The 20,447-nt window shown below is 43.8% G+C and carries 15 protein-coding genes; 4 read left to right on the top strand and 11 right to left on the bottom strand.

Annotated elements, in window-relative coordinates; translation table 11 throughout:
- Positions 1-106: 106 nt before the first annotated feature.
- The gene (sfsA, locus tag HWQ47_RS22165; RefSeq protein ID WP_269968167.1) at positions 107-826 is read right to left on the bottom strand and encodes a DNA/RNA nuclease SfsA; all 720 of its coding nucleotides are present in this window, start codon (positions 824-826) and stop codon (positions 107-109) included.
- 525 nt (positions 827-1,351) lie between these two features.
- On the opposite strand from sfsA, the gene pepB reads away from it, so the two are divergent.
- Positions 1,352-2,629, top strand: coding sequence for an aminopeptidase PepB (gene pepB, locus HWQ47_RS22160; RefSeq protein WP_269968166.1), 1,278 nt, complete (start codon positions 1,352-1,354; stop codon positions 2,627-2,629).
- A 447-nt stretch (positions 2,630-3,076) separates the two neighbouring features.
- Positions 3,077-3,817: a winged helix-turn-helix domain-containing protein gene (locus HWQ47_RS22155; RefSeq protein WP_269968165.1), complete on the top strand. Its 741-nt coding sequence runs from the start codon at positions 3,077-3,079 to the stop codon at positions 3,815-3,817.
- Positions 3,818-4,111: 294 nt separating this feature from the next.
- On the opposite strand, the gene HWQ47_RS22150 is transcribed toward HWQ47_RS22155, so the two are convergent.
- Positions 4,112-4,702, bottom strand: coding sequence for a 2'-5' RNA ligase family protein (locus HWQ47_RS22150; protein ID WP_269968164.1), 591 nt, complete (start codon positions 4,700-4,702; stop codon positions 4,112-4,114).
- Between the two features lie 128 nt (positions 4,703-4,830).
- Here HWQ47_RS22150 and hrpB point away from each other — a divergent pair, with 128 nt between their 5' ends.
- Positions 4,831-7,362, top strand: coding sequence for an ATP-dependent helicase HrpB (hrpB, locus tag HWQ47_RS22145; protein WP_269968163.1), 2,532 nt, complete (start codon positions 4,831-4,833; stop codon positions 7,360-7,362).
- 164 nt (positions 7,363-7,526) lie between these two features.
- Complete coding sequence (gene mrcB / locus HWQ47_RS22140; protein WP_269968162.1) at positions 7,527-9,908, top strand: penicillin-binding protein 1B; 2,382 nt, start codon at positions 7,527-7,529, stop codon at positions 9,906-9,908.
- Between the two features lie 83 nt (positions 9,909-9,991).
- Here mrcB and HWQ47_RS22135 read toward each other — a convergent pair whose 3' ends face one another.
- The 9 genes from HWQ47_RS22135 to caiT all read right to left on the bottom strand — a co-directional run bounded on the left by HWQ47_RS22135 (position 9,992) and on the right by caiT (position 20,288).
- On the bottom strand, positions 9,992-10,879 hold the full coding sequence (locus HWQ47_RS22135) for a LysR substrate-binding domain-containing protein (protein ID WP_269968161.1): 888 nt from the start codon (positions 10,877-10,879) through the stop codon (positions 9,992-9,994).
- Between the two features lie 209 nt (positions 10,880-11,088).
- Positions 11,089-12,039: an alpha/beta hydrolase gene (locus HWQ47_RS22130; RefSeq protein WP_269968160.1), complete on the bottom strand. Its 951-nt coding sequence runs from the start codon at positions 12,037-12,039 to the stop codon at positions 11,089-11,091.
- A 128-nt stretch (positions 12,040-12,167) separates the two neighbouring features.
- Entirely contained in the window at positions 12,168-12,770 is a 603-nt protein-coding gene (gene caiE / locus HWQ47_RS22125; protein WP_269968159.1) for a carnitine operon protein CaiE, read from the bottom strand.
- 48 nt (positions 12,771-12,818) lie between these two features.
- A complete protein-coding gene (locus HWQ47_RS22120) occupies positions 12,819-13,670 on the bottom strand; it encodes a MaoC/PaaZ C-terminal domain-containing protein (RefSeq protein WP_269968158.1) in 852 nt (283 codons plus the stop codon).
- Positions 13,671-13,762: 92 nt separating this feature from the next.
- Positions 13,763-14,548, bottom strand: a complete 786-nt coding sequence (gene caiD / locus HWQ47_RS22115; RefSeq protein WP_269968157.1) for a crotonobetainyl-CoA hydratase — start codon at positions 14,546-14,548, stop codon at positions 13,763-13,765.
- A gap of 61 nt (positions 14,549-14,609) precedes the next feature.
- Positions 14,610-16,163, bottom strand: a complete 1,554-nt coding sequence (gene caiC / locus HWQ47_RS22110; RefSeq protein WP_269968156.1) for a crotonobetaine/carnitine-CoA ligase — start codon at positions 16,161-16,163, stop codon at positions 14,610-14,612.
- A gap of 10 nt (positions 16,164-16,173) precedes the next feature.
- The gene (gene caiB, locus HWQ47_RS22105) at positions 16,174-17,400 is read right to left on the bottom strand and encodes an L-carnitine CoA-transferase (RefSeq protein WP_269968155.1); all 1,227 of its coding nucleotides are present in this window, start codon (positions 17,398-17,400) and stop codon (positions 16,174-16,176) included.
- Between the two features lie 153 nt (positions 17,401-17,553).
- Positions 17,554-18,693 (bottom strand): crotonobetainyl-CoA dehydrogenase, encoded by a 1,140-nt coding sequence (gene caiA / locus HWQ47_RS22100; RefSeq protein WP_442802039.1) that lies wholly within the window; start codon positions 18,691-18,693, stop codon positions 17,554-17,556.
- Between the two features lie 53 nt (positions 18,694-18,746).
- Entirely contained in the window at positions 18,747-20,288 is a 1,542-nt protein-coding gene (gene caiT, locus HWQ47_RS22095) for an L-carnitine/gamma-butyrobetaine antiporter (RefSeq protein ID WP_269968154.1), read from the bottom strand.
- Between the last annotated feature and the right edge of the window lie 159 nt (positions 20,289-20,447).

Raw genomic sequence — 20,447 nt, 5'->3', positions numbered from 1 at the left:
CTATCTATATCAGAAAGAGATAAACCAAGCAAACTTTTTGTTTCCGTTTATCGATATTCTTTGACTATGTCCCCTATTCTCAATTAATTCAACTTTTAGGGGTGAATTAAAGTTTGACAGGGCATGATTTAATCAAGGAGGCCTGATTTGGCGACATTTCTGCACAATAGGCTAATATTTCTACGCCAGCTTTATGGGCCTGATTGAGCAAGTTTGCGTAATCAGGATCTATGTGTTTTGCCGCTTGAACCGACTCAATACCGGTATGCTGAACCACGAACAGGAGCACTGCACGATGACCTAATGAGACCATTTCCATCAACTCTCGCAGGTGTTTCTGTCCTCGAGTGGTGACAGCATCGGGAAAGTAACCTTTACCGTCTTCCAGCAAGGTGCAGCTTTTTACTTCAACATAACAATGGGGCTTGGGAGATTCATGGGTGTCATCGTCACTCAATAGAATATCGATACGGCTATTTTCACTGCCGTATTTTACTTCTCGCTTGAGCTTGCTATAACCCTGAATTTCAGTGACCATTCCCGATTTTATGGCATCTTCGGCCAGTTGATTTGCACGCCCCGTATTGATACCTATTATGTCTCCTTTGTCAGACTGTGCTTGCTCCCAGGTTCTTGAATATTTTCGCTTAGGATTATCAGATGTTGAAAACCACACTTTTTCACCTTCAAAAAGGCAGTTCCTCATAGAACCCGTGTTTGGGCAGTGAATGGTCACTTCACTGCCATCACTTAAACGTATGTCGGTTAGGAAGCGTTTATAACGTTTGAGTAGTATTCCCTGTTCAAAGGGCGGAGTAAAAAGCATGCATAAACTCATTGGCAATGAATAGTAGGGTTAGATTAGCAGTAAAGCTCAAGTCATTGTCAATTCATACCAATCAGTATAAGCAGTTGATCTACTCAGAGTGTTTTTGGCAAACTAATTCGAGGCGAATGGATGATGGAATGGTTGTTCCCTTGTAAGTTCATTCAACACAGAAGTAGGCAGCCAAAAACACGCCTTACAGGCGAGTTTTAGCGGTTCTGATGCTGTGTTAACGAGCTTAACCGTAGAATAACTATGCTCTTCACTCGTTGCAAAGAACATGGATGTTCTGAATGTCGTTAATGCAGGAGCAATTAATGACCTTGCCTCAGGACCGTTAAATTCTCGCTGAGCGATCAAATCTTTATACTGATTGGTATCAATCCCTCTTTATCGATAAATTGCTTTTTAACAAAGCAGTCTGATATTCAAGGAGATACCTTTAGGTATTCGCTTCATTGCAGTACACTTTCTGACAATGTTCGAATCCATTTATAAGAAATATCAGTAGATAAGGATATAGGCATGACAGATTTAATGGTAGTGAGCCTGACTAAAGATGCTCCAGCGGCCCATTGGGGCAGTGCAGATGTCACTTTTCAAAATAATAAGGCTGTTATCCACCTTCAAGGTGGGGATGAACTTCGTCAAATCCAACTGGCAGCTCGTAAACTGAGAAACCTTGGACTCGCTAGGCTGTCTTTAGAGGGAGAGTTGTGGGATCTGCACTCTCAATGGTCTTTAGCACAAGGTTTTGCCACAGCAAAGTTTGTTCCTGAAATCATTTGGACCGGAGATGAAGCGACTCAGCTTGAGCTGACACATCGTCTTTCAAGTGCCAGTTTTGCGCGGGATTTAATTAATGAAACCCCGGAAAATCTTGCACCGGTAAAGTTGGCCATCTTAGCTGCTCATTGGTTGTCTGAAATCGGTGGGGAGAAGGTCACTTACCGTATTATCGAAGGTGCTCAACTGTTAGAGGAAAAGTGGGTAGGTATTCATGCCGTCGGTCGTGGCAGTGAGCGTCCACCGGCTATGCTTGAACTCGATTACAACCCTTTGGGTGATGATGCACCAGTATCAGTTGCACTTGTGGGTAAAGGGATCACGTTCGACTCTGGTGGTTACAGTATCAAGTCGAGTGAAGGCATGTTAGGCATGAAATGCGACATGGGCGGGGCGGCGACAGTGACTGCGGCTCTGGGTCTTGCGATGAAGCAGGGATTGAATAAACGCGTTAAGCTGTTTCTCTGTTGTGCTGAGAACCTGATTAGTGGTCATGCTTATAAGCTAGGTGATGTTCTCACTTACAAGAATGGGGTTTCAGTGGAAGTGGTTAACACAGATGCAGAGGGACGTTTGGTATTGGCCGATGGCCTGCAAGCTGCGTGTGAAACCGGTGCGCCTTTAGTTATCGACGCTGCAACCTTAACGGGAGCGGCTGTGATGGCTGTAGGCACTAACTACAACGCCATCTTCTCTCCACAAAGCGAAGTACTCACCATGGTTCAAGCAAAGGCTTCAGAGGTCGGTGAGCGAGTTTGGCCATTGCCGTTAGATCCTTGGCATAGAGATATGTGTCCGTCGGCTTACGCCGATACGGCCAATAGTCGTCCGATGAAGGGCGGTGGGGCTGGTGGTGCATCTAATGCGGCTGGTTTCCTTTGGCGTTTTGTTTCACCTGAAGTGAACTGGTTGCATATGGATTTGTCATCGGCTTTTGCAGACTCTCCTAACTCTTTGTGGGCGGCAGGTGGCACGACTCATGGCATGCTGACCATCACTGCGTTACTGCAGGACTAAAAAGATTTTACCTGGGAACTACGAGTGCCGGGCGGTAACTCGTAGTTGGGGGCTGTCTAGCTTTGTCTTGAGCTCGCGACTTATAAGCTTGGTGCTGTAGATCGCAGTTTGTCGCAGCGAGTTAGAGATGACGAAAGGGAGATATTCCTCCTTCTCCAATATCTGACTCGCTACATGCCTAACGTTTAGTTCGATAAAGATCAATAAAGTTGAACGTAAAGTGCTAAGTGCTGAGGAAAGTTCAATATAAGGTCGTATTTTTTCCTTAGTAGGATCGACTATTCCCTTCCTAAAACCCTACTTTTTTTATGGATTATCAAACTTATAGTGGATAGTCCATTGCTGCTTATTGTTGCATAATTGTTAAATTAATTTAATTCGTCCGGTATTTAAGAGATCGCTCGTTTACCGAACATTCATGACAAGCTCAAGGGAATGAGACCGCTTATGTATACTCGTTTTGATGAATTTAGTATTAATACCAAAACATTGGAGTTGCTGATTGGCAGAGAGCTAGTTCAACTCGATGAGCGCTTTTTTTTGCTGTTCAGATTACTTATTGAGTATTATCCTGCTCATTGCGGTAAACAGCAGTGTCTGGATTATATTTGGCCCAATACTGTGGTTTCGGATATGTCTCTTGCTAAATTAGTGTCTAATACCCGCAAGCTGTTTAAGCAAGCTGGCTGTGAGGTGTCGATAATTCAAACCGTTCATGGTCGTGGTTATCGATTATCTAAAGAGTTGGGACTGCAGCTTTGTAGTCAAAACTCACTACTTGAGAGACCTCGAGCTGTAACGATGGAGCCTAGATTATTCAGTGAGGGGCCTATGTCGGAGTTCTATAAAACTAAGCTTGATGTGCATGTTGGTGAGTCTGACATTTCCGATGGTACAGCGATTCTAAGTGGGTCATCTCCCAGACGGGATAATAAAGAAACGGTTACTCTATTTGCTCGATTATTGATCCAAAAAGGAAATCTTATTGTTATATTTTTGCTACTGAGTTTTATTGCCATCTTGTTGTTTAATTATCATTTCATGCCCTCCTTTTTTACCTTTCCAGCGACTAACAAAATGAACAATTCGACTGGAATGCTCTCCAGTCATTCTCCTGAAACGATAAGACGAATGTTATGGATCGATGGTCATTCTGATAATGATATCGAGAAGATAGGTATTTCATGAGCATAATATTGATGTAAGTCCTGTTATAACTATGAACTTATGGCTTAAGTTATTATTTTTAAGTGATTTTAGCTCCATTCAAAGTTTTTCAATGTCTTTCAAAGTTTATCTGTAGCTAATTATTTAGCGTCATGATATCAATATGACATTGAAATTCACTGCTATCTCCGAATGAGACAAGCGCCATGGTTAGTTCTCTATTTTGGGTACTGATGGCAGAGGGAATCAATATAAATACCAATCGGTATAAAGTAAAAGTTCTTCAATTTTCTGCCTTAATCGGCAGCATTTTTTTTATCTAAAATTGTCGGTTAAGACCCAAGACTGCAATATTTGATATTCGACGCCTGAGGGACTACTGGTCGAAACATAAAGGTGTACTTTCTTTGGTGTCAAAGTGAGTGAAAAAGGAGGACGTTGCTCAGGTAGGTATTTGGCTTTTCTGAATAAACTGATATGGGGAATAAATGTTGTAGGCTGCTCTTGTTGAACTACATTGTTGCCCCCCTGGGTCTTTTCTCTGACAGCTGTATTCATTGCTATTTGCTGCATGAGAGTACGACAATCATCGATGATGAGTTGTAGACATGGGTCCTCGACTTTCCCTGATAAGCAGAGCACTTGAGGTTTTCTAAACAGGGTAAGTGTGTCTAGGGTGACACTGAATGCTGGCCAGCAGCGTGCTGAAGAGCTATGTCGGGTATCTAGCATATGCTGCAGTTGATATTGGCTATGTATGTCCAGAGATCCTAGAAACGCTAAGGTCATATGGAAATTACTCGGACTCACTTTTTTACCGTCAATGTTCAGCTCCGCTTGCAGGGTAGATAATTGAGAGTGTTGAGCGTGTGTCGGTGCAATACCGAGGAAGAGTCTTTTCATCATTTAGAGTGCTTGTCAGTTCCAATAAGCCAGTTATACCATCATTAATCCATTTCATCATCACATGCTAATTCACTTATGGGGTAATCGTTAGTACACTGGGTCAAAGTGATTTTGAGATACGATTTCCATTGGATCAGCTACCCGTACTAAGCCTGCTTACTCCGCTAAGAGAAGCCTTCAGTCAGCATCATCAAGTGATATTAGAAGCGCCCACTGGTGCTGGTAAATCTACCGCGCTACCTTTAGCTATGTTGGATTGGGATGAGCTTAAGGGCAAAATCTTAATGCTCGAGCCTAGGCGTGTCGCAGCCAGAAGTGTCGCTCACTACATTGCTAGCCAACGAGGCTGCAAAGTAGGTGAAGAGGTGGGCTACCGGGTGCGTGGTGAATCTCGTAGTCAGGCATCGACCCGATTAGAGATCGTCACTGAAGGGATCTTAACGCGAATGATCCAACAAGATCCTGAGTTGAGCGGGATCGAGATGATCATTTTCGATGAGATCCATGAACGGCATCTGACCACAGATCTTGGCCTTGCGCTGGCACTTGAAATCCAAGGCTCATTTCGTGAAGATCTTAAGATTTTAGCTATGTCGGCTACGCTTTCCGGTTTGTCGTTAACTGAGTTAATGCCTAATGCTATCTCATTAAAAAGTGAAGGCCGCAGTTTTCCCGTTGAGCTCGCTTATCGTGCATGCACTTCGCCGCAAAAGAATCGTTCACCGCATCACTGGATTGAGCATATGGGCCGATGCATCGTGGAGCTACTCAATGATGACTGTCAGCTTAGCCAATATAGTCATGGCTCTTTGTTGGCATTTCTTCCTGGGCAAGGGGAAATAATGAAGCTGCAGGAGTTCCTAAGCAGTCGCCTGGATCTCAATCAGTTTTCAATATGTCCACTCTATGGCAGCCTACCACCAAGGGTGCAAGACCGAGCGATTGCCGCTGCCACTGATGGCAAGCGTAAAGTGGTGTTGTCAACTAACGTGGCCGAGTCGAGTTTGACCATAGATGGGATCACTATGGTGGTCGATTCTGGCTATAAGCGACAGGCGAGCTTCAATGCCAGAACCGGTGTGACGCGTTTGTCCCTAAAGCGTATTAGTCAGGCATCTGCAGCTCAACGTTGTGGCCGTGCTGGCCGTTTAGCCCCTGGTTATTGCCTGCGCCTTTGGAGTCAAGAGGAGCAGGGCAGATTACTCAAAGCCGATGAGCCAGAGATAGTGCATTCAGATCTCATCCCTATGGTACTTGATGCTGCTTGCTGGGGAGTCAAATCCCTTGCTGAACTGCCCATGCTCACAGCGGCATCTAAGCCCAATGAAAGTGCAGCTTGGCAGCTGTTAGAGATGCTTGAGGTAGTCAATAAACAGCGACAAATCACTTCCCATGGACGACAAGCCTACGAGCTTGGTTGTCATCCTAGATTGGCGCACATGCTGCTTAAGGCAAAATCTTTGTCTAAGCATTCAGGCGAACATGAGCTGACAGGGCTTGCCTGTATTTTGGCTGGAACATTAGAGTCTAGATCCCGTGGACGCCATGGCATCGATATCGGTGGATATCTCAGAGAGGCGATTCAAGGTGAGTCGGGGCAGCAGGTGCGCCAGTGGATGAAAAAACTAAAGGTTAATCCAGAATTGTCTGCTTGTATTGCTAAGGCCTCTAATGAAGATATCGCCTTGCTGCTTGCGTTGGCGTTTCCGGATAGAGTCGCAAAAAATCGCGGTGTTTCTGGATATCTTCTGGCTAACGGTACCGGCGTGACTTTGCCTGAACATGATGCTTTGTCTTCAGTTGATTGGCTGGTGATCGCCGATTTTCAGGAGAGTGAAGGACGAACTAGCGGCCGAGTGTTTTTGGCGGCACAAATTGATGCAACGATGTTTAAACATCGACTCGCGTTTTTGGTCACCAAACAAGAACACTGTGGTTGGGACGATGCTAAAGGCCGTTTTTACGCCGAAACTCAACAGCGTATTGGCCAGATAGTCTTAAGTAAAACGGCGGTGAGTAAACCAGATCCCGAGCAGATCAAATCAGCCATTATCGAGCAGATCCACAGTAAAGGCCTTAGTTTGTTAAACATGAATGACAAGGTACTACAGTTGCAAAATAGGCTTGCCTTAGCGGCTAAACTCGATACGGGGTCAAATTGGCCTGATATCAGTGACTATCAGCTTATCGATACATTATCTGATTGGCTTGGCCCCTATCTCAGCGATGTCAGAAGCTTGTCACAATTGAAGTCCCTTGACTGTTATACTCTGCTGCTTAATCAGCTCGAGTGGAGTGATCAACAGCGATTGGAGGCTCTTTTTCCCTGCCATTGGCCCATGGCGACCGGCACTCGAGCTGGCATCACCTATGATGATGGCGGTAGAGCGCTGTTAAGTGTACGCCTGCAAGAAGCATTGGGGATGGCCCAAAGTCCAGTACTCGCTAATGGTAAGCTCACGGTGACCATGGAATTACTCTCCCCAGCACACCGGCCTCTGGCACTGACGGCAGATCTGGCCAGTTTTTGGCAAGGACCCTATGTTGATGTAAAGAAAGAGATGAAAGGTCGATACCCTAAGCATTTGTGGCCTGAGGATCCGGCCAACACATTGCCGACCCGTTTCACCAAGAAAAAGACCTTAAATCAGAATTCGTAAGGGCAGAAAACGAGTGATGAAAAGTAGTAAAGGTAAGAGATAAGTTATTCGTTTTCAGATTAGATAAGCGACCTTGAAACAGCTTCAGGAGCGCACCAAGTATTTTTTTCAAGGCTATTTGTCACCAATGGTCTTGGCTACATGATAGATTATTCGGAATAAAGATGACAGATAAAGAGACACCAAAGAAACCAGCCCGTAAGGCACCAGTTTCTGGAGCCGCAGTGAAAAAAACAGCGCCCAAGAAACGAGCTTCAAAAGCCAAAGCAGCGAAAACAGCTAAGAGGCCGTCCTCTGGATTAGCTCGGCGTATCTGGTCTATCTGCTGGAAATTAGGGCTTATTTTGTTTGTGGCTGTATTGAGTTATGGCATCTATCTGGATCAGGTGATAGCACGTAAATTTGAAGGACAAAAATGGCATCTGCCAGCTCAGGTATTTAGCCGCTCAATGGCATTGTACCCAGGGGCTGCCGTGAGTCATGCTCAGTTGATCGCTGAGCTCAAGCTACTGGGTTATCGTAAAGTGGCCAATCCAAGACAGGTGGGGGAGTTTTCCGCATCTAAGACTCGGGTTGATCTCTGGCGTCGTCCCTTTCTGCATCCAAAGGGATCTCAGCTAGAACAGAGAGTGATGATTGCTTTTGATTCTCAGGGGGTCAGTTCAGTAACAAGGGCGTCAGACAAACGACAATTAGCTGTTTTTCATCTTGAGCCTGTGTTGCTAGATCGTATCATCACGGGCGATGGTGAAGATCGTTTGTTCGTGCCGACAGATAAACTGCCACAACCCATTATCGATTCACTTATCTTGGTTGAAGATCGTAACTTCTATGAACATCATGGGGTGAGTCCATTTGCTATTATTCGCGCTGCTATGGTTAACATTAGCGCCGGACGAACAGTGCAGGGAGGCTCAACCTTAACTCAACAGCTAGCGAAGAACTTTTTCCTCTCTAGTGAACGTTCCTTGGAACGTAAGATCCGTGAAGCCTTGATGGCGATCATTATTGATTTCCGCTATGAAAAAGATGAAATTTTAGAGGCTTATCTTAACGAAGTGTACATGGGACAAGACAAGTCTCGTGGTGTTCATGGCATGGGCTTGGCTTCTCAGTTCTATTTTGGTCGCCCTATTGCTGAGCTCACTTTACCCCAGCAAGCTTTCCTTGTTGCCGTCATCAAGGGCCCCTCTTATTACAACCCATGGCGTTATCCAGAGCGTGCATCAAACCGTCGTGACTTAGTGCTACGCCTTTTAATGGAGGACGGTAAGCTAAGTGTTGCGCAATATACCGCCGCGGTTGAATCGCCCTTGGGTCTGAGAAGTGCTAATAAGCCGGTACATCAAAAGTTACCGGCGTTTTTTGCGGTGGTACAACATGAGTTGGCTAGACGTTTTGGTGACTCCTTGTTAAAGCAGTCTGGGATAAAGGTTTACACTACACTCGATCCTATGGCGCAAGAAGCGGCGGAGAAAGCGGTGAAGAAGACCATGGCTCGCTTAGGGAAAAATGATCAGGATCTGCAGGTCGGTATGGTGGTAACAGATAAGTATTCAGCCGGTATTGCCGCTATGGTCGGCGATAAAGCACCTGGTTATAAAGGGTATAATCGTGCGGTTGAGATAAGACGCCCAATAGGTTCATTAATTAAACCTTTTGTCTATGCTACTGCCCTAAATCAGCCGGCGAAATACACATTGGCGACCCCATTGAAAGATCAACCTATCACCTTAAACAACGGCCAAGGTAAGAGTTGGTCGCCGCAAAATGTCGATAAAAAATTCAGAGGCGAAGTGCCACTGTTAACGGCGTTTAAAAAGTCGATCAACGTACCGACCGTCAACTTAGGTATGGCGATAGGTGTCAGTAGTGTGGCGACCACGCTTGATAAGGCGGGATGGAGAGATAAGGTATCAGAGTATCCTTCAATGCTGCTGGGGGCAGTTAATGGCTCACCATTAATGGTTGCTCAGGTCTATCAAACTATCGCCGATAACGGCCATTACCGCCGATTGTCATCGGTTACAGATGTATTGGATATGGAAAATAATCCCTTGCCAGTCAAACGAGTGGAGCAGAGTGAGGCTTTGAATCCTAGCACGACTTACCTAGTACAATATGCCATGACTCAAGTGGTCAAATCCGGCACGGCAGCCAGACTTGGACGAACTTTCCCACATACAAGGTTAGCGGGTAAAACTGGTACCAGTAATGACTCTCGTGATTCCTGGTTTGCCGGGTTCGATGAGCGTAACGTCGCTGCTATTTGGGTGGGCCGTGATGACAATGGCAAGACTGGTCTTTATGGCAGCAGTGGTGCCATGGCGGTGTATCTGGACTTTCTCGGCATTCGCCCACCGATCAGCTTAAGAAGAACGCCAATCAGCGGTGTGGTTAATGGCCATTTTGACAAAACTACCGGTGTTGCGAAACAGGCTGGCTGCGTGAACTCCATTGCACTACCAGCATTGGATGCCAGTTATCACCCAGCTAAGAATTGCGGTGAACCCCTTTCATGGTGGCAGCAACTTACAGGGGGGTGAGTTAACTTTGTTTGGAACTTGCCTGATAGCAAGTTCCAAATATTTTTACCGATATTATTTTATCTTGTCACAAGAATAAACAATCATAAAAGACTCGGGTAATTTTTATAGATCCAATCGACAATTGTCATGATCCTCGCATCTCGCTTCTTGGAGGTCTTATAGGCAATATAATAGGTGAATCCTGAATAACAGGAAGGCAGATCTAATTTAACTAAGGTGCCAGAATCGAGTTCGACTTTTAATGTTTGCTCTAAGCCTAATACAATACCTTGACCGTAAATGGCTGCTTGAACCGCTAACATATTGTGGTTGAAAATGATTTTTTTCTGTGAAGAACTCGTGACTAAACTATTATCCCTAAACCAAGATTCCCAATCAACACCATAATCTTTATGTTTAGAATACAGTAAACAATGTTGATCTAAATTATCAAGGGTTATCTCATTATAAAGCTCAAGGTACTTAGGGCTGCAAAATGCAATTAGTTTCTCTTTAACCAATGGAATGATAGTGTAACCATCCTGAGACTCTCTTGTTACGATAAAAATATCAGCAATCATGTCACTCATTTCAATATCATTTTGAAACATGCCAACATTAATATTAAGCTCTGGATAGAGTTCTCTAAGCTGTTCCATTTTGGGTACTAGCCAGCGAGCTGCAAGAGAGGTATAGGAGTGAACTCGAACCTCACCAGACATGGTCTGTACTAAGCTAGAACAAACACTGTTAAGGTCATAAAATACTGGGGAAAGCCGTTGCCTAAGTTCTAGACCTGCATCGGTTAGATTTATTTTTCCTGCATTGCGATAAAATAGTTTTTCTAAAAAATAGTCTTCCAGTTGTTTAATTTGTTGCGATACCGCACTTTGCGTAATACTCAATTCATTAGCGGCTAGAGAGCAGCTTTCTAATCTTGCGCATGACTCAAATATTTGCAACGCCCTTAATGGAATATTATTATTCATTTTATACTACATAAATCCAATACTATTTTGATGAGATTAGCACAAGAGTTTATGTTGAGAATGTAATCGTGCGCACATTAAAACATTATATATTATCATGGAGTTATAAAATTTCTTACAACAAGATTAAACTCACGAAACACGATGGTTTCGTGAGTTTAATATATCGTTACTAATGTTTTAAATCTCATTAGTTGGCTCTGTGTTAATCACTTAATTAAAATATTACTCAGATCTTGAGTTAACTCTTGAAGAAACTCCTCGGCTTGATCAAATACCCCAAGCATTTTAATAAATCCATGAATCACGCCGTTATAGCATCGGTATTTGACTGACACACCACAGGTTCGCAGCTTTTGTGCATAAAAATACCCATCGTCACGCAGTGGATCGAATTCTGCCGTGTAGATAAGTGTTGGAGGTAAGTCTTTATGGGATTGTGCTCCCAATGGCGAGCAGTACGGGTTTTTCGCATCCGCTTCGCTACGAAGATAATGACTCCAGTAATATTTCATACTTGCTTGTTGCAATAGGTAACCTTCAGCATTAGCCAGAGCAGAAGGTGTTTGCCAACCATATTGTACTGCTGGGTACACCAACACTTGATAGGCTAGTTTTGGTCCAGCTTCGTCACGCAATCTTAAGGTCACTGCAGCGGCAAGGTTGCCACCAGCACTGTCGCCAAAAATACCAATACGCTTAGCATCAAGCCCCAATAACGCTGCATGTTCAAATATCCACAGTGTTGATGCATAGCAATCATCCATAGGAATAGGAAACTTATGCTCAGGGGCTTTTTGATAATTGATGGCAATCACCACCGATCCGGTTCGATTCGCCAAGGCTCGGCTAAAATGGTCATTAGTTTCAATATTAGACACGACCCAGCCACTGCCATGGATAAAAATGAGCGCGGGCTGTAATGTGTCAGTATTACTGCTTTCTGGTCGGTATATTCGAATAGGAAGATCCGCTGTTGGCCCTGGAATAAAGCTATGTTCAATTGTGGCAATGGGTTCAAGCATGCGACTGGCTTGGACTTTAACCAGTTCATTCATCTCTAAACGGCGTGACTCAGCAGGCGTCATATCTTCATAGGCTTGAGCACCTGAATCACGCAATTGCTGTAAAAAAAGTGCCACTTTGGGATCTAACTGCATACTAGTTTCCTTCTCTAATACCGTGAGCAAACTCAATAATAGTTTTGCTATTGCAGTATTAAATTGTGTTAATTTACCGTCTAATAATAAGCATTGGGGAATTCAGATGGCGTGGTTAATCATTAAATCTATGACGTCTTCTGTGCAGTGGTTTGAACCTCAGTGCTCCCTTTTAACCTAGGCCTGTTAATCTCAACTCGTATTAAGGGGGCCACTGGTTTCATAGAGCTTGCAGAGCGATTGACCAACATCTGATACTCTAGTGTATTTAACCGCTTCCAATGTAAGTCCTGCTCCGTCACTGTGCGAACCGCCTTTGCTGGTTGTCCGATTAAGAGTTGCTTGGGCTCCCCTTGAAACCCAGCTTTAACAAAGCTCATTGCAGCAACAATGCTGTCTTCTCCAATCACTGCGCCATCCATCACTACGGCATTCATGCCTACTAGTGCATTTCGTTTGATCACGCAACCATGCAAGATTGCGCCATGACCAATATGGCCATCTCGTTCAACAATGGTATCTATGTCGCAATAACCATGCATGATGCAGCCATCTTGAAGATTGGAACCTTGTTGCAATATCAAGCGACCATAATTACCCCGCAGTGACGTATTGGGACCAATATATACTCCCGCTTCAATAATCACATCGCCAATTAATACCGCGGTTGGGTGGACATAAGCACTTGGGTCAACAACGGGAATTAGTCCTTCAAATTCATAACACGGCATATCAAATTCACTCTTCAACCCACTAGATGGTACTTGGATTAGTCGTATTTATTTCCACTCGACCAAACCGAAATTTAGGTAAAATATTTCAGAATCGTTTGCATCCATGACTCTGAAGTGAATACTGTTATCGTCCCACTTCCAAATTTGAGTTTTTACCGTGGCCCCCGGATACAATGACTTAGTCAACCGTGTTTTAAAGCGCGTTAAACGTTCAGGTTCTCCAGGAAACATCGCTTGGATCACATGACGACATGCTACACCTGCAGTACTGACTCCGTGTAAATTAGGCTTAGGGTGACCAAACTCTTGGGCATATTCCCAGTCAACATGTTGTGGGTGATCATCTCCTGACAAGCGATAGATCAACGCTTGGTTTAGAGGGATATACTCTACTATCTCAAAGTCTGGTGCGCGTTCAGGAATTTCAACGATATCTCTTGGTGCTTTAGGTCCACCAAAACCACCGTCAAACAAAGCACAATCCCAACTCTCATTGGTAAAGAGTTTGGTGCCAGCCTCATTAAAGGTTTCTCCAATATGTTGAGCCAAACAGCCTCGACCTTCACCACGATCGAACAATCCCTTTAGCAATACCTTAGTACTCAGCTTGCCGGGGTTGATAGGTAATGGTTGATGAATATGCAGGTCAAATCCCCAATGCAAAGAGCCACCCCAATTAAAGCCATAATCAATGGTTTTCGTGACTTCCGCATCCACAATTTGAGTGGCGGCAAAAATAGGCAATACTTTTAACTGTTTTTCGTAGACATAATCTAAATCAGTTTTACCATCACTCCCAGCACCACATCCCAGTGCAAATAGCATGACATCTCTAGCGGTATAGTCATTAATAAATGGGCCATAGGTTTGCCCTTGCATCTCTAATTTCAATGCCATCTGTACATCCTTTCACTACCGACAACCAGTTAAGATAAAACCTGATATCTCATGTGGATATCAGGTCTTATCAAACATTTTTTCTTTAAAGCCTATCTACCTTTCCAAACAGGATCGCGCTTTTCAGAGAAGGCTAATGGACCCTCTGTCGCGTCTTCTGAACGTAAAACTGAAGGGTAGTTCTTCAAACTTCCAGTACGAATATGGCGATAACCTTCTTCGACTGATAGTTCAGCTGTTTCGCGATAAATCTCTTTAATTGCGGCAATGGCTAAAGGTGCACCTTGCGCGATTTGCTGTGCGAGTTCCCGAGCTGTTTCCATCAACTTATCGCTTGCAACCACACGGTTTACCACACCCCAACGAAGTGCTTCTTCAGCGCCCATACCGCGACCTGTCATCATCAGTTCATTGACTATGGCTGGTGGCAATAACTTAGGTAGACGCAACATTCCACCACTGTCTGGTACTATGCCTAATTTGGCTTCTGGTAAAGCAAAGCTGGCATTTTCAGAACACACAATCATGTCTGCCGCTAACGCAAGTTCGAAGCCACCACCAAATGCATAACCATTAACCGCTGCAATCACTGGCTTATCGAGATCAAAAATCTCTGTTAGACCAGCAAAGCCACCTGGGCCAAAATCCGCATCAGGCGCTTCACCTTCAGCCGCCGCTTTTAGATCCCAACCCGCAGAGAAAAAGCGTTCGCCAGCACCGGTAATGATAGCAACGCGCAGTTCAGGGTCTTCGCGAAATGCCAAGAAAGCTTCACCCATTTCAAAACTTGTTTTTGCATCAATTGCATTGGCTTTTGGTCTATCAAGGGTAATTTCTAAAATAGCGCCATTACGTGTAATGTGTAGTGATTCACTCATGTTAATACTCCAATATAGAGCCACTAGGGACTCTTTTATTAAAAAGCTAATTAGGTTAACTTCACATAAGAAGTTTTTTTTGTACTTTACAAGTACAAGTTCTTGGGAAAGACTTTTTTATTTCAACAAAAGATGGGACTTTAAATTTCGCTAAATTATTAGCGCAGTATGTTAATATTTCTTCAACCGTTAATGATTGACCTTCATTAAATATCACAAATGCTTTTACCGCTTCATCACGAATTAAATCAGGCACACCAATCACTGCGGCATCTTGAATAACAGGATGAGACATTAAAACTTTTTCTATTTCAGTACTGGAAATATTTTCACCAGCACGCTTAATCATATTTGTCTTTCTATCAACGAAATAAAATAGGCCGTTGTCATCGACATAAGCTTTATCACCGGTGTAAAGCCAGCCCTCTGGACTTAGCACCTCCGCTGTCGATTTAGGGTCTTGATAGTAACCTTTCAAAATCGTTCGACCGGGGACTCCTTTTACCCAGAGATCACCGATAACATTTGGAGCAAGCTCTTGGCCTTCGTCATCGGTAATCTTAGCTTCGTATCCAAGACCTGGTCGACCAATAGAGGGCCAATGACGCTCTTCAGCAGGGCTATCACCAATTAATCCGACGAGTGTTTCTGTCATGCCGTAGGAGTTAAAGAGTTGCACGTTAAATCGGCTTTCAAAGTCTTGTTTTTCTTGATCTGAAATATGCATAAAAAACAACATATCTCGTAGGCAATGTTTTTGTTCAAACGGCATTACAGGTTGCAACATCAAGGTGCGAACTATCATCGGCATACTATGAGTGATCGTGGCTTTGTAATCACAGACTTGTTTCCAGAATTTGCGTGCACTGTACTTCTCTAACATCACCAATTTCGCGCCAACAGTGAACGCTGCCATCGCGGCATTACATTGAAAATCGATATGAAAACTTGGCATCATGGTTAAATAGACATCGTCAGATCTCAGGCTGGTTTGCCACGCCGTAAAATAGCCCGCAAACTGCAAATTACAATGAGTGATCTCCACACCTTTTGGTTGAGAGGTTGTACCTGAAGTAAATAATATCTCAGCAACATCGTCGCTGCTGATGGTGACCATCTTGGTGAGTTCTGATGGTTGATCACTTATCAATTTATCGAAGTTCATTGAGCTCGGTAGTTCAGAGTTCGTCGGTCGAGTGACGAGAATACTATTTATCGAGTTACTTTCTTCCTCAACCATTCTGGTATAGATTGGTAGGAACTCTTCTTCTATAACGACGGATTTTACTGAGCATTTATTAATAATGAATTTACTTTCTTCAAATAAGTACTGACAATTAACAGGCACAATAATGGCACCTACTTTTGCTAATCCAAACCAGCAGAATATAAATTGTGGACTGTTATACAACCGCACCGCTACTCTATCTCCATGCTTAATACCTAAGCTGAGAAATAAGTTCGCCGTTTTATTTATTTCATTATTTAATTGACTATAAGTATATTCTAGGACATCGCCAGCAGCATCCTCATAAACCAAGGCTGTGTTATTACTAAATTTACGAGCACGTTCTTCCCACATGCATCTTAAGGTTTTGCTACCAACGATATCCATTATTCTAGCCTCACTTACTCTCAGATACTTTCGCTAAACCTTTTTCACTTAAGCTCTGAATTTGTTCTGCTGAATAACCAATGTTCTCCAAAATTGCAGCGGTATCCATACCGTGCTTTGGCATACCTCGCCAAATCTGACCTGGGTTATTCTTAAACTTAGGCATTACGTTCGGTCCTTTGCAGGTTTTTCCATCAATGTTTTGCCACTGTGTGATCGATTCACGAGCAATATATTGTGGGTTGCCTTCTAACTCAGGAATCGTCAGTACTTTTGCGCAGGCGACTTTCAATTCAGCAAACCTTGCCAATACTTCTTCAATCGTCTTTTGCGCTAAGTATTCATCTAAACTGTCTTCAACTTGTTGGCCGAATGGACATTCCACGCGGTGAATAAGTTGTGTACCTTCTGGAACCTCTTCACCGCCATAAAGATGAGTGATATTCATATCTTTGAACATCTCTTCAATCTGCATGGCGCCGACGAGTTCCATCACGATGTAGCCATCTTTACACTTGTATAAGCCACAACCTGCGTAGTAAGGATCTTTACCTTTGGTCATACGTGGACAAACTTCGCCGCCATTGAAATGATCCATCATGAAATACTGACCCATACGGAGCATCACTTCATACATAGCGATATCAATACTTTCACCAATACCGGTTTCACGCACTCGGTATAAAGCGGCGAGGGCAGAGGTGGTTGCTGTCATCCCAGAGAAATAGTCAGCAGTGTACGGAAATGCTGGCATCGGTTGGTCTACGTCACCGTTTTGGATTAGGTAGCCACTGAACGCCTGTGCAATCGTATTGTAAGCTGGCAAGTTTGTGTATTCATCGGTGCCGTACTGGCCGAAACCAGACAAGTGAGCGATAACTAACTTCTTATTCTGTTCCCATAGCACTTCATCAGTAATACCACGGCGAGCGAATGCCGGACCTTTACTGGCTTCAATGAAGATATCGGTGGTTTCCATTAATTTAAGGAATGCATCACGGCCTTCATCTTTAAAAATATTCAGCGATAGCGCATGGAGATTACGACGTGATAATTCAGGGTAGTTTGGTTGTACACGAATGGTATCGGCATAAGCTACGTTTTCAATCCAAATGACTTCAGCGCCCCATTCTGCAAGCATCTGCGCAGCGAAAGGACCCGCAATCTCAATACCAGAAAACACCACTCTCAAACCAGAAAGAGGACCAAACGTAGGGGTGGACAATTTTTTTGACATGATACCCATCTCTCTTATATTCGAACAAAAATTCATCACGGCAATAGCGCCGGGAAAATAGTAATAATTAGGATTAATTTAATAGGTGTAACGGGCTGTTCAAACTAGGTATTCACCAACTCAATACCTAGTTTGCTTTATCGCAGTCTCAAATTAGCGATAACGTTTCAACACTTCACGACCTAAGGTCAAGATCTGCATCTCGTCTGAGCCACCAGATACGCGGTCTACACGAATATCACGCCACATACGGCTGATTCTGTGCTCGCCAGCGATTGCGTAACCGCCTAGAACTTGCATGGCAGAATCGATAACTTCGAAGCCTGCATTTGCACAATAAAATTTGCACATAGCAGAGTCACCCGATGTCATCGTGCCGTTATCGCACTTCCAAGCTGCTTCATAAACCATGTTTTTCATGCTGTTAAGCTTGATAGCCATATGAGCAAATTTTTCTTGGATCAACTGGTAGCGACCGATAGCCTCACCAAATTGCACACGCTGATTGGCATACTTTGCTGCATCTTCGTATGCACAGTAAGCGGCACCATAGTTAGTCAATGCCACTAAGAAACGCTCAGAGTCAAACTCCTCTTTAACGCGCATAAAGCCATTGCCTTCAATGCCGAACATGTCTGATTCTTCTAGTTCGAATTCGTCAAACTGCAGCTCACAGCAGCTGTCCATCTTCAGACCAAGCTTTGGCAGCTTGCTCATCTTGATACCCGGCTTAGACATATCGACAAACCACTCAGTAAAGATAGGCTTCTCTGAATCGGCATCTTTAGCCATAACTACAATATAAGGTGTGCCGGCGGCACTGGTAATGAAGCACTTGCTGCCAGTTAGATAGACCTTGCCATCTTTTCTCTTATAAGTGGTTAACAAGCTACCCACGTCAGAACCTGCACTTGGCTCAGTGATCGCTGAGTTCCACATCTGCTTACCTGTGCCACGCAGTGCCATGATCTTATTGATCTGATCTTGGTTTCCGTGTCTGAGCATTGTGGCAATACCAGGTAGCTGGTACAGAACATAGGTTGGTGCGCCTAATCGGCCAAGCTCTTCCCAAATTGCCGTTAGCGTCACCATGCCTTCATTGAATCCATCGTACTCTTCAGGAAGCAACAAGCTGTCGATCCCCATTTCGGCAAGTTCTTTAACAAAGCGCTCTGGGTATTTACTGTTTTCATCACACTCTGCGAAGTAGTTTTCCCAGTTCTCTTTCACCATTAAGTCGCGAATACCAGAAACGAATAACTCTTGCTCGTCAGTTAATTTAAAATCCATCATTTATTCCTCTAAATTACAATCAGTTGTCTCAAAGCCGGGCATAAAGGCCTCACCTAAGAGTTCCATTTATTTTTGCGAGCATCTTTTAAGAAAGAGATGATAATCATGACGTTAACTATGATTAGCGGTGCTCCACCGGCAATAATTGCTGTTTGTAGGGGTTTCAATCCGCCTAGTGACAACAGCACGATACCTATGACACCCACAAGTACAGACCAGCCAACACGGACCCAAATAGGCGGCTCGTTATCAGCATCAGCACCCTTACAAGTGGACATGGCTAAGGTATAAGAACAGGCATTAACTAAGGTGACCGTTGCGAGGAAACATAGAATGAAGAAGCCCCACATGGTGACAGTACTAAAGGGTAATGCTGCCCAGGTTTCGATAATCGCCCTGGCGGCACCATATTGTTCGATAAGTTGCGGCATATTGATGAGATTTTCATTCATCAAATTCATGGTGTTACTGCCAAGAATGGTCCATAGGAGCCAAGTTGAAGCAGTCAAACCAGCGACCATAGTTAGACAAAGTTCACGTACAGTACGACCACGAGAGATCTTAGCGAGGAAGATACACATCTGGATGCCATACACGACCCACCAAGCCCAGTAGAATACGGTCCAGTCTTGTGGGAAACTGCCTTCACTGACCGAAGCCGTATTGAATAACATGCGAGGAAGTAGTTCTAACATGATGCCCACAGAGTCAGTGAAATAGTTCACAGTGAAACTGGTTGCGCCAATAAGGAATACCCAAACAAGCATGATAATACTGAGATAACTTCTTAAATCACTAGCGATCTTAATCCCTTTAGTCAGACCAAAAGCGACACAAATTGCGTTGAATACAATCCATGAAGAGATAACGATAGTGTCAACGGCTGGGGTACGTGGAATACCAAATAACCATTGGATACATTCAGTTACCAGAGGTGTGGCTAAACCAAGACTGGTACCCATGGCTAGAATCAACGCCACGACGTAGACGTTATCGATAAAGGTACCGATAAACCCTTTGTGGTATTTACCTAAAACTGGCTCTAAGGTTCCGCTGGGGCGAACCACATCCATTTTCTTTACAAATAGGAAGTAACCCAAAGCCACAGTAAAGAATCCGTATCCCATCCAAGGTAAAGGTCCCCAATGGAATAGACTATATGCAAGTCCTAGCTCTTTGGCTTGAATAGACAAAGGCTCAATATCAAAAGGGGGATAGGTAACATAGTAGTAAACCTCTAATGAACCCCAGAACAACACCGCTGCCGAGGTACAAGAGGCAAACATCAGAAATACCCAGCTTGCTGTACTAAACTCTGGTTTTTCCTGACCTAAGCGGTTGTTAGCGTAAGGTCCCCAGGTCAACCAAGCCCAACCGGCTCCCATGAAGACCATGTACCACTCAAAAAGCCAACCCCAAGAGTGAGTTAGATAGTGGAATACTTCGCTGATAGCTAAATTAGCGGCATCCAAGTCTCTTACTGTCAAATATGACAGTAATATGACGGCAAGCAATGAAGGAAAAAAGATTTTCGGGTCAATAGTAACCTTCTTCTTTCCTACAGTGGAATCTACATCGGTAGTTTTTTTATTCATCTTAATAAATCTCAATCTTATTTTAAGAGGACAAAATTTAAAGTTTATAAGTTTTTTAATCTGTGTATTTTCAAACTTAGTATTAGCTTATGGTCAGTCAGGGGTTATGTTCCGACTCTCAAGGCAAACTATTAAGAATGGGTTAAGGACGCAAATTTA

The organism is Shewanella sp. MTB7, from assembly GCF_027571385.1.
Taxonomy (GTDB): domain Bacteria; phylum Pseudomonadota; class Gammaproteobacteria; order Enterobacterales; family Shewanellaceae; genus Shewanella.
Note: the sequence above shows the minus strand (reverse complement) of the source record. Positions and strands in the feature narration are given on the sequence as shown.